The following is a 10,851-nucleotide window of genomic DNA, read 5'->3' on the forward strand; positions in this document are numbered from 1 at the left end:
CTGCCGTATGAACAGCAATATGTGAAAACGCCGTTCTTGCCGCCGTTGCCACAAAACAGTGTGATTGTCACGGGCAATGCCTCATTTCATAAAAGACAGGATAGGCGAAACCCATCAAGAATGCAGGTCATGATATTTTTGGTTAACGCCTTATCGTCCTGACTTTGATCTGATTGAAAAAAACGGGCGTGGATGAAGCAGAAGGATAGGACAGTTAGATTGTATTGATCCGTTATGCTTCTATGTTTATGTGGTTTATGTGGATTTGTGTCATTTTTTAATTTCTTTTAATATAAATACATATTCTTCAATAGCACAGTCGTTTCAGATAACCCAACCGCCAAGATCTATATTTCATGGCCTTACAAATAAAATGACATAAAACAACATTTTAATTTCTTACAATTAATGTAATGTTGAGAAAAGGCCCAAATATCATCTTAACTTTTCTTACCATCTGACTCATCGTTGGATAAATATTAGATTAAAGGCCATCTGAAACAAAACCCTACAGACCTGCTCTATCTAAAATAGGCCATATATTCAGAGCCGGCACGATGCTTGAATTTACCACGATCAGCCCAATTGTAAACCTACTATATTCCATTCATATCGAGATATTCATGAATATCCAAGAGATTCAGACAGCACTGCAAGCAGTCACCATTCCATATAGACAACGTTCCCTCGGCAGCGAAAATGCCGTAAAAAATGTTAGCCAAGATTCAGACGGCCTCCATATCAGCCTGCAATTCGGCTATCCCGTTTTGCATATTGGCAACGAATTGGCCAACCGCATTCAAGAAGCCATTATCGGCTTGACGGACGGAACCGACATACATTTGAGCATTGACACCCTTGTCGGCACGCATAAAGTGCAACCGGGCGTAGCCACCATCAAAGGCGTGAAAAACATCATCGCCGTCGGTTCGGGCAAAGGCGGCGTAGGCAAATCAACTACCACCGCCAACTTAGCCACCGCCATGGCACGCATGGGCGCACGCGTCGGCGTATTGGACGCCGACTTATACGGCCCGAGCCAACCGACCATGTTGGGCGTATCGAGCAGCAAACCGGATACCAAAAATGCAAAACTGGTACCAATTACCACCAAAAGCGGCATTCAGGTGATGTCAGTCGGTTTTCTGATGGATGCCGAACAAGCCGTGATTTGGCGTGGTCCGCTGCTGAGCCAGGCCTTACAGCAATTGCTGTTCCAAAGCGAATGGGATGACGTGGATTATCTGTTTATCGACTTGCCGCCAGGTACAGGCGACATCCAACTGACCCTGTCGCAAAAAATTCCGGTGACCGGTGCGGTCGTTGTCACCACACCGCAAGACATCGCCCTGATTGATGCCCGCAAAGCCGTGGATATGTTCAAAAAAGTGAATATTCCGATTTTCGGCGTATTGGAAAATATGTCAGTATATATCTGTACCAACTGTGGCCACAGCGAAGCTATTTTCGGTACCGAAGGCGGCAAAAATTTGGCAGACCGTCTGAATGTGCCACTACTGGGTCAATTGCCGTTAAGCCTGCCGGTGCGCGAAGCAATGGACAACGGCCAAGCCGCCGAGCTTTTGAAAAGCCACGGCGAAGTGGAAAAAATCTACACCAACGCCGCATTCCAACTGGCTTTGTCAATTGCCGACAAAGGCAAAGATTTCAGCAGCCGCTTCCCGAAAATCGTTGTTGAGTAAAAAAATTTAGAAACGATAGATTGAAGAAAAACGTCGAAAGCCGTCCGAAAAGTTTCAGACGGCTTTTTGTTGTGAGTTGATAATAACGGCCTATAGCAAAAAAAAACCATCCCAAAACGATGGTTTTTTTTGATTATCTGGTGGGTCGTGAAGGATTCGAACCTTCGACCAACGGATTAAAAGTCCGCTGCTCTACCGACTGAGCTAACGACCCGTAATTTTTACATTATAGTAGACGCTCTTTTTGCTGTCAAGCTTTTGTGACCATTTCCTTACCGATATATTTACAATAAAAAGGCCGTCTGAATTTTTCAGACGGCCTCGGTTCCTTATCCGATTACTGACGGATACGGGCAGGTGTTTGAACGACCTCGCGGATAATCACTTCGCGAACAGGCTCTTTTTCTTTAGGGCCACAACCTTCCGGATTCCAGAAGAATGACTGAGCATTTTTGTCTTTATCAAACAGAACTTTGTATTGGCAGGTTTTGTGTTCGCCGTTTTCACGGTAGTTGAACAGGTAATCCCACTCACGTACACCATACAAACCTTCTTGATAATGCGGACGGCCAATCAGATTGTAGATTTGGTCTTTATTCATACCCGCCTCAATTTGGCGTACATTATCCCAATTCGGCCATGAACCATCTTGGGTACCGTTATGACGGAAGGTAGTTTTGACAAGATCAGGCCATACCGGGTTGTCAGTCGTACCTTCTTTGGTCACATTGCTCAAGTTACCGCAGGCAGCCAAAGCCAAAGCGGCGATTACAGGTAATGTAATTGCTGATAATTTCATGATTTTTCCTTTATGTATTCCGTTAGCAGGCCGTCTGAAGCGACAGCCTCAGGTTTTTACCATTGATAGCCTACGCTGCCGCCCCAGTTGACATTTTTCCGGGTGTTCACGCTGACACCGGCTTTGATAGACCATTTGTTGTTATCAGAATTACGCGCATAACCGATGGCCAAGGCTTGTTGGTCACGGAAACCGCCCACAGCTGCAGAAACCATGCTCTTACCGGCTTCGTTAGGACGTTGCAGGAAAGCAAGCGCAGTCGCACCTGCGATACCGGCACGCAAATCATCCTCCATATCATCAATACGGTTATTAATATTGTTGATGGCTACCGCATTTCCATTAACACGACTGGCAATTTGATATAACTGACTACCATTAACAGCATCAGTGCTGTCTGCTGTGATACGGCCTGCCGCCACATTGGTAATAGTGCGCTCAGAACCTTTAGATCCTACGCTGACAGTTGCCACAGGTGCCGTACCAGCAAAGCCGCCGTAAGTCACACCGTTAACAGTAGCTTCACTCGTAGCGACTGCAGCCTGGGTAACAGAACCCGAACCCAGAGCAACAGAATATTTTTCAGCAGCCTGGGCAAGACGACCAATTGCCACTGATGATCCACCTTCAGCTTTAGCTTGCAAACCAGAGGCTACGCTTGCGACACCGGAAGCAGCGGCAGCGGCTCCTGTTGCCGTCGCATATTTACCGCTGGCAACTGCACCCGAACCAATAGCAGTAGTAGCCGCTTCAGAAGCTGCGGCTTTTTGACCAGCAGCTACAGAGTTGCTGCCATTTGCTTGAGCGCCTTGACCTAGTGCGGCTGCATTATTCGCAGAAGCAACTGATCCCGAACCAAATGCTGTTGCTGCTGTCGCACTGGCTGTTGAGGCTGAGCCGACAGCCGTGCTGCCGTTGCCACTGGCTGCCGATTGACGGCCTATAGAAGTTGCAGCATTTTCAGTTGCCTGAGCACCCTGACCTAAAGAAGTTGCCGCAATACCATTGGCTTTAGACAATGCACCCAAAGAAACTGCTGCTTCATGATTTGCAGCCGCATTAGAACCAACAGCAACCGCACTTAATCCATTGGCGGCAGTTTTAACACCTACTGCGACAGCATAACGTGTCGCTGCTTCAGTTGAGAGGTTCAACTCACCATTATCATTCACTTTGACGTAATCAATATCGGCAGCATGAGCCGCTGAAGAAAACATACCTGTCGCCAATAATGCAGCAACTAATGTTTGGGTTGTCATTTGCGTTGTGTGTTTCATAATTATCTCCCTGATAAAAACACTAAAATATCTAATGCCCCCAATACTTTAAAATGTCATCTGGAGTATGACGTTGACAATTCAAATTCTTTTATCTAAAATACATACTGGAAATTAGAAAATCATAAAAATGAATTAATTAATTGGGATACATTAACTATAAAAACTAAGTTATTCTGGCATAATCTGCCTAAAACTTTCGTTTTTATTAGTTGATTATTATAAATGGGCTTATTCCACAAACTTTATTTTATTTTTTAATTACTCCTTTCCAAAATTTAAGAATTATTAATTATTTACGAAATAATCTTTACAATTTACCATTATCCCTCTAACAAATATAACCCTCTAAAATTCAAATAATTACTATTTTTTGATACACTCATCCAAAAATAAATTCTTTAACAGCATTTAATATCAAACAAAGCACACTTCAATTTCAGATAAAATTATTTAATATATATATTCATTTAATCTGAATCTTTATTTGATTCAGATAATATCCCGCCAACAGCCCCAATCACCCACGTACCATCTTCAAACTAAAGCCGTGAAACTGTCGCATTTTCAACACTTCTATACTAAAGTTGACTGCTTATTGATCAATTTTAATATTCCGATAATTGCCATACCATGCGACACCGACAATGCTTTTTCCATCAACCGGTAATTTTTGAAGCAGAATATCAATATCTAAGCCTCGTTGCAGACGGTTCATAAATTGAGCTTCATTTTCAGCCAATACTAAGGGGCTAACTCGCTGACGGTTTCATCCAGCATATAATCCGTTCCTGTTTGACAGACTTCGAGCCATGTTTCCATTGACGGATCACCGACAAATTGCGCAATCAGGCCATGTACATCCGTAACCAAATCGTCTTCAAAACTACCGCCGAAACAATATTCGCGCCCTTCTTCAATCACGTCCAAAGGCAAATCGGCTTAGCCTTTGGGTTTACCGGTACCTGCTACACGCGTGCTAACGCTGCAAAACGCAGTATCAAAACCGACTTTGCCTTTCAATACCCAATCTGACGCGCGGACACCTTTATTACCTTCCGGTAATAAAGGTGAATCGCTCCAACTTTACAAGCGGCCGACTTTGTTGGAAACGGTTTTGCCGTGGCGCACCAAATACACTTCTAAAGTTATGCCTTATCTTTTCATTATTCCCCATCATTCACGTTTCGGACGGTATTGAAGCCGTCTGAAAGACAAAAAACCCTGCTTTTCAGCAGGGTTTTTAATAAATCGTTTAAGCACTGTTTTTTAAAATTTTTCGAATGGTAGCCAATTGGCGGCGGCTGATGGCAAGCGGTTTTTCCACGTCCAACACACGTGCACCCCATGTTGCATTATTTTCGTCTTCTCCATCGTCCAATCGGATCAGACAATCCAAGGTATGGCGAAACACCAAAGCGTTTCGGTGGATACGGATAACTTTCTCACCCAACAACTCTTCCCAATACACCAAAGTTTTCGGCAATTCGTAACTTTGGCCGTCGCCGGTAAAAAGAAATACGGTTTTGTGTTCTGCCAACAGATAACGTACCTTCTGCCATGGGATTTCGACCATGCGGTTGCGGTTGAACACTTTGAAATGGGTAAAGTCGTCTGCTTTTTCCTGATATTTTTCGTTCACACGCTCCAGCGCAATTTGCAGGCGCGACATTTTGATGGGCTTGAGCAGGTAATCTGCTGCAGCCAACTCAAAGGCGCGCAAAGCATGTTCTTCGTAAGCGGTAGTGAAAATGACTTCAGGCTGACGTTTGGCCACGCGCTTGATGCGTTCGACCAATTCCAAACCGGTGATTTCCGGCAAGCCGATGTCGACGAACACGATGTCCGCTTCATGCACGCTCAACCAATCCAAGGCAGGTTGGGCATGATGAAACGTTTTCAGCAGCACAACATTGCATTCTTCTAACAAAACCCGTAAGCGCTCAGCGGCTAGCACTTCATCTTCTACAATAATAGCACTTGGCATATTCTGGCATTCTTTTTATTTTAATGGTTAACAATATTCAGACGGCATGGCAATCAAACCGAAAGAACCTGAGTGTGCGCATGAAAAAAATATACTTTTTTCATTACGATCCATGCTCGAACAGTTTTGCACCGGCAATACCGTCCAAACCTCGTTTGGATTGACTCACGATATTAAAGGAATTCAGTTTAAAAAACATGTCTTCTCAAACTTACTTACAAACTTTAATAAAAACAAAGTAACCAAAAACCGAAATTGTCGCATCTGTACCAACTCATTCGGTACTTATTTCTTTTTGAGGCACGCGGCCGATGTGCCAATGCGCCACTGCCCAATCAAGCAAATCGCGCGGACAGTCAACCTGAGGTGCAGGCGGCAGATTCAGATAAGCCGAAACCTGCCGTAATAATGACTCGGCTTGCAAACCATCCAGCGCAGACGCCCTTGTTTGTTTAGACCATTTTTGTCCGACCCGGTTCACCAAAAGTGGCAAATGCGCATAGTTTGGTTGGCTAAGCCCAAGAGAATATTGTAAAAAAATCTGCCGCGGTGTCGAGACCAGCAAATCTTGCCCACGCACGACATGGGTGATACCCTGCTCGGCATCGTCCACCACCACTGCCAATTGATACGCCCAAAAACCATCTGCCCGCAGCAACACGAAATCGCCGATGTCTGCGGCCAGGTTCTGCGCGTAATGGCCGACAATGGCATCATCAAATCCAACCGTTTCTTCGGGCACGCAAATGCGCCACGCCGGTGGTTTGCCGTTTTCAGACGGCCTGCCGGCAGACACACGGCAGCGGCCGTTGTACACTAAACCATCTGCCCCTATGCCCGCCGCCGCCTGCCAATCTTTGCGGCTGCAATAACACGGATACACCAAGCCCCTGTCTTTCAGACGGCCTAAGGCATGTTCATATAAATGATGGCGGCGGCTTTGATACACAACTTCGCCGTCCCACTCGAAACCGAAGGCTTCCAACGTGTACAAAATGTGATCGGCGGCACCGGCCATTTCACGCGGCGGATCCAAATCTTCCATACGCACCAGCCACTTGCCGCCGTGCGCACGGGCATCGGCATATGAAGCCAGCGCCGTCAACAGCGAGCCGATGTGTAACAAGCCAGTCGGGCTGGGGGCAAAACGTCCTACATACATAGCACAAACTGTTCCATCCAATCGTTTAGCAGAAATCCGCTTCAAGGTCGTCCGAAATCGTCTGCGTTTCAGACGGCCTCAAGATGCCTGCAAAACCATATTAAGTCAAGCAATGCTATAATGCCGTCTGAAAACTGTAAAGCACACACCATGCAAGCCGATTTTAACTGCCCTGTGCTGGCCATCGACACCAGCACCTCTTATCTCTCGCTCTCCCTGCGCCACAACGGCAAAACCTATACCTACCACGAACCGGCAGGCACCAGGCAATCCGAGCTGGTTCTGCCGCAAATCGGCGTGTTGTTTGCTAAGGCGCACATTACAACGGCGGATTTGGGCGCGATTATATATGCACAGGGCCCGGGCGCGTTTACCGGCTTACGCATAGGCGCAGGCATAGCGCAAGGCTTGTCCACGCCGTTTGCCACGCCTTTAATCGGCGTGCCGTGTTTGGATGCCGTTGCCTACCAGAAACCCGAACGGCCCTGTGTGCTCGCTGCCACCGATGCGCGCATGGGCGAAGTGTTTTACGCATGGTTTGATACCGCCAACCATCGCCGCTTGAGCGGTTACCAAGTCGGCAAAGCAGCAGAAATCACCGCACCTGAAGGCATGGTCTGTTCAGACAGCATCGGCAATGCGTTTGCTTTGGCCGACAAACCGCCGTTTGACGGTGAAGCCAATATGCCGACTGCCGCAGATTACCTGAATCTAGCCGCTTCCGGCCGCTATCCGGCCACCGATGCCGCGCATGCGGAATTGCTCTATATACGCAATAAAATCGCCCTTACCGCTAAAGAACAGGCCGAACGGAAAGGCAACACATGATTCGTCCCGCGACTTCGGCAGATTGTGTCGCCTTGGCGCAAATCAATGCCTCGGACAACCCTTCACAGTGGTCGGCCAGGCAGTTTGAATCTGCCATTGAAAGCCCTTCGGAAACAGTTTTAGTGAACGAAACCGATGGCCGCATCAGCGGTTTTATCGTGTGGCAAAGCGTATGTGGCGAATCCGAACTGCACCTGATTGCCACCGCACCCGATTTCCGCCGTCAAGGCATTGCCGCTGCCTTGTTGGCACAATGGTTTCAGACGGCCTCATCACAACAGGTGACGCGTTTGTTTTTGGAAGTGCGAGCCGGTAACCAAGCGGCGCAAACGCTTTACCGCAAATACGGTTTCGCCGAATACGGCCGCCGTAAAAACTATTATTCCCTGCCCGGCGGCCGTCGTGAAGATGCGGTACTGATGGGCAAGGCCGTCTGAAACGGCGGCACTTTTTTTGAAACGATTCCTATGTTAAGCAGCCGTTACTTACATTTGCACGAAGCGCTTGGATTGGGGCCGATGTGGCTCAATCAGCATGCTAAAGTCAGGCCGTCTGAAACGGCCGGCGGCAATGTGCCTTCTGTGCCCGTCATCCGCCTGCAGGCGGCTCCCCAACCGGTTGCAGAAGCCGTGCGCTCGCTCTCTCCCGCAGCCCATCAAGCCCGCTTGGCTGCGGCAGCTGTGGTGGATGAGAAGAAAAATGCGCCGATAGCGCCCGCTGCCACACCTGCGCAACTGCGTGCCAACGTAGAAAACCCTGCCGAACCGCCAGCAATTGAAGAACAACAAGCCCAAGTTTCAGACAGCCTCCCGCCGCTGCATATTGACGTGAGGCCGTCTGAAATCATAGTTATCAGCATTTGCCCTTCTACTAAAGACAGCGCCGCCAATCAGCTTTTCAGCGGCAGCGTGGGCGTATTGCTCGACAATATGCTGGCGGCGATTGATTTGCAGCCGCAACAGGTGCACAAGACCTGCTGGGTGAAATCCGCACCCATTAACAACGCCCATCCGGCTACGGCGCAAATCAAAGCCGCTGCCGGTGGGTTGGCAAACGAATTAGCACAATCCCAAGCTAAAGCAGTGCTGTTTTTAGGGCAGATTTTCGAACACGGCAACCAACGTATGCTCATACGGAACTTGTGCGGCAATCTTCCCTATTTCATCATCCCCCACCCTGCGCGGCTGCTGCGCCAAACTCATTTGAAAGCGCAGGCGTGGACGGAATTGAAAAAGCTCAAACGCTTTTTGCAGGCTTGAAAAGAAAAAGGCCGTCTGAATTTCAGACGGCCTTTCCGAATCACCAAAATGCTTGTGTTTGCGTATTTCTATGTTTATTTATCTGCAGCATCAGCCATGTTGTGCACAGCGTTGGTCGCACCTACCGCCAAGCCTGACATACCGATTAATGAAGCGGCAGCCAATTTGATCAATTCTTTCATGCGTGTTTCCTTTCTTGGTGTCATCCTGCCGGATGTTGGACTGCGGCAGGCAATCTTCTTTTCTTTTCAAGTGTTGTTTGTAGGTGTTGCTTACGGCGAAGTGAATGCGTTTCCGCATACGAATATTTTAAATATCATGATTTTTTAGCAGCACTCGCAATATTGTGGACAACGATGGCAGCAAAAGCAGGCACACCGGCCATTCCAATTAACGATACAGCAGCTAAAATCATCACGTGTTTCATGTAATTTATTTCCTTGTTTGATTTAAATATGTTGTTTAACAACATTTCCTACTTCAACAAAGCAGTACGCTTTGCCGATAAAACAAATCATACTGCTTTAATTGTTAAAATTAACAATTTTTTAATAAAAAAATAACCAATAAATAATATTTTGGTTAAATTAAATTATTAAATATTTGATTTTGAAAATGACACCGATGTCTGCTTTAATGACACCGATGTCTTTATTACAACATAATTACAAATATGTTTTTTAAAAAGAATCCGGACAGATTGATAACGTTGCATTTATGTATCATTTTTTAAACAATGATTTTTTATTATTATTTTCCAGATAACTAAATTTAAACAAGGGGCTGAGGTAGAATTAGCAATCATGTCAGACTGCAAAAATAAAGATAACCAATTGTAAATTAACAAATCCCCAAAGAAAACTCCTCCGGTTTTTTGTACCGGAAGTAATGGCCCGTGCAGCCGCTGATATTCTGGGTATCCGGCCCGGTTGGGCTATATTGTCCTACCGCAAAACCCACCGGGTGGCTGCCTGTCATTTGGCACAGGAAGCTGGCAGGGTTTCCAGAGGCCCCACCGGGCCGGACGGGGGTTATTTCGGCGGTCGGCGTAAGGGTAAGCGCGGACGCGCGGCATCTTAAAGCGGCAGGGAAAGGTCGGTACCGCCGTTTCGGGGGATAACGGGAAGGATGCCTTATTTCCGGTTATCAAACAGCAAACAACACCTGACGGCATTGCTTATACCGGTAGTAACAGGGGCTGTGGCGTGCTTGATGCGGGCAGTTTCGCGCATCAGCGCATCAACCGTTCACAGCTTTTTGCAGACCGTCAAAACCCTATCGGCGGCATTGGAAATTGTTGGAACCGGGCTAGGTACGTCTTGCGCAAATACAATGGAGTTGGCTGTAAATCTTTCCTGATGTCCTTGAAAGAATGCGGGTTCCGCTTTGACTTCGGCGCACCGTCCAGGCAGCTTGAAATGCTGCGGAAATGGTGTGGTGTTTGGGGATAATCTGCGTCAGCCCCTTAAACAAACTCTGTTACAAGCCATGTAATCGAGTAAAAACCAACGACTGTAATTGCCGAAACCGACAGGGCAAACCCGGCCGAGTTTAAAAAATCCTACATGATGTTTCCAAAAAACTAAATGAAATGAGACAGTAAATCATACGCCACCGCAAAAATCCGGCAGAAAGGCCGTCTGAACGCTGCATGGTTTTTCAGACGGCCTTTTCGATCTTCAAGCAATATGACATTGTTTCACACCCCGAGCCTTTGGCAATAGAAATCATTTCAGCATACGGGATATAGCCATAAAATTTAATCGAAGCATGTTCATACTGTTTCAGCTGCTCTGCATCGGGTCCGCCTCCCATAATATGCAGTTCAACATTTTC

10 protein-coding genes, 1 tRNA gene and 1 pseudogene are annotated in these 10,851 nt (G+C 46.9%); 5 read left to right on the top strand and 7 right to left on the bottom strand.

From position 1 onward, the window contains the following. Positions 1–623: 623 nt before the first annotated feature. Positions 624–1,703, top strand: coding sequence for an iron-sulfur cluster carrier protein ApbC (gene apbC / locus C7N83_RS11140; RefSeq protein WP_106742700.1), 1,080 nt, complete (start codon positions 624–626; stop codon positions 1,701–1,703). Between the two features lie 138 nt (positions 1,704–1,841). On the opposite strand, the gene C7N83_RS11145 is transcribed toward apbC, so the two are convergent. From C7N83_RS11145 to gluQRS, 7 genes are all read right to left on the bottom strand, one after another. Continuing rightward, a tRNA-Lys gene (locus tag C7N83_RS11145) sits at positions 1,842–1,917 on the bottom strand. A 123-nt stretch (positions 1,918–2,040) separates the two neighbouring features. Continuing rightward, positions 2,041–2,502, bottom strand: coding sequence for an outer membrane protein assembly factor BamE (locus tag C7N83_RS11150; protein WP_106742701.1), 462 nt, complete (start codon positions 2,500–2,502; stop codon positions 2,041–2,043). A 56-nt stretch (positions 2,503–2,558) separates the two neighbouring features. Further along, on the bottom strand, positions 2,559–3,779 hold the full coding sequence (locus tag C7N83_RS11155; protein ID WP_106742703.1) for a YadA family autotransporter adhesin: 1,221 nt from the start codon (positions 3,777–3,779) through the stop codon (positions 2,559–2,561). Between the two features lie 595 nt (positions 3,780–4,374). Then, positions 4,375–4,521 (bottom strand): hypothetical protein, encoded by a 147-nt coding sequence (locus C7N83_RS15330; protein ID WP_211296649.1) that lies wholly within the window; start codon positions 4,519–4,521, stop codon positions 4,375–4,377. A gap of 2 nt (positions 4,522–4,523) precedes the next feature. Continuing rightward, positions 4,524–4,715 (bottom strand): hypothetical protein, encoded by a 192-nt coding sequence (locus C7N83_RS11160; protein ID WP_106742704.1) that lies wholly within the window; start codon positions 4,713–4,715, stop codon positions 4,524–4,526. A 319-nt stretch (positions 4,716–5,034) separates the two neighbouring features. Then, complete coding sequence (locus C7N83_RS11170) at positions 5,035–5,766, bottom strand: LytR/AlgR family response regulator transcription factor (RefSeq protein WP_106742708.1); 732 nt, start codon at positions 5,764–5,766, stop codon at positions 5,035–5,037. A gap of 274 nt (positions 5,767–6,040) precedes the next feature. Then, on the bottom strand, positions 6,041–6,928 hold the full coding sequence (gluQRS, locus tag C7N83_RS11175) for a tRNA glutamyl-Q(34) synthetase GluQRS (RefSeq protein ID WP_106742709.1): 888 nt from the start codon (positions 6,926–6,928) through the stop codon (positions 6,041–6,043). A 150-nt stretch (positions 6,929–7,078) separates the two neighbouring features. On the opposite strand from gluQRS, the gene tsaB reads away from it, so the two are divergent. The 4 genes and pseudogenes from tsaB (at position 7,079) to C7N83_RS11195 (ending at position 10,466) form a co-directional block, all read left to right on the top strand. After that, positions 7,079–7,756 carry a tRNA (adenosine(37)-N6)-threonylcarbamoyltransferase complex dimerization subunit type 1 TsaB gene (gene tsaB / locus C7N83_RS11180; RefSeq protein ID WP_106742714.1) on the top strand — a complete coding sequence of 226 codons (678 nt, stop codon included), beginning with the start codon at positions 7,079–7,081 and terminating at the stop codon, positions 7,754–7,756. Beyond that, positions 7,753–8,193, top strand: a complete 441-nt coding sequence (gene rimI, locus C7N83_RS11185; RefSeq protein WP_106742711.1) for a ribosomal protein S18-alanine N-acetyltransferase — start codon at positions 7,753–7,755, stop codon at positions 8,191–8,193. The genes tsaB and rimI overlap by 4 nt, the downstream gene beginning before the upstream one ends. 30 nt (positions 8,194–8,223) lie before the next feature. Further along, positions 8,224–9,015 carry a uracil-DNA glycosylase family protein gene (locus C7N83_RS11190; RefSeq protein ID WP_106742713.1) on the top strand — a complete coding sequence of 264 codons (792 nt, stop codon included), beginning with the start codon at positions 8,224–8,226 and terminating at the stop codon, positions 9,013–9,015. 819 nt (positions 9,016–9,834) lie between these two features. After that, positions 9,835–10,466 (top strand): annotated as a pseudogene (locus C7N83_RS11195) (IS1595 family transposase). Positions 10,467–10,851 lie beyond the last annotated feature (385 nt).

It is taken from the genome of Neisseria iguanae (genome assembly GCF_003013245.1).
Taxonomy (GTDB): domain Bacteria; phylum Pseudomonadota; class Gammaproteobacteria; order Burkholderiales; family Neisseriaceae; genus Neisseria; species Neisseria iguanae.

Coding starts and splice junctions, on each gene's coding strand:
- apbC (WP_106742700.1), top strand. CDS start 624: ATGAATATCCAAGAGATTCAGACAGCACTGCAAGCAGTCACCATTCCA.
- C7N83_RS11155 (WP_106742703.1), bottom strand. CDS start 3,779: ATGAAACACACAACGCAAATGACAACCCAAACATTAGTTGCTGCATTA.
- rimI (WP_106742711.1), top strand. CDS start 7,753: ATGATTCGTCCCGCGACTTCGGCAGATTGTGTCGCCTTGGCGCAAATC.
- C7N83_RS11170 (WP_106742708.1), bottom strand. CDS start 5,766: ATGCCAAGTGCTATTATTGTAGAAGATGAAGTGCTAGCCGCTGAGCGC.
- tsaB (WP_106742714.1), top strand. CDS start 7,079: ATGCAAGCCGATTTTAACTGCCCTGTGCTGGCCATCGACACCAGCACC.
- C7N83_RS11190 (WP_106742713.1), top strand. CDS start 8,224: ATGTTAAGCAGCCGTTACTTACATTTGCACGAAGCGCTTGGATTGGGG.
- C7N83_RS11150 (WP_106742701.1), bottom strand. CDS start 2,502: ATGAAATTATCAGCAATTACATTACCTGTAATCGCCGCTTTGGCTTTG.
- gluQRS (WP_106742709.1), bottom strand. CDS start 6,928: ATGTATGTAGGACGTTTTGCCCCCAGCCCGACTGGCTTGTTACACATC.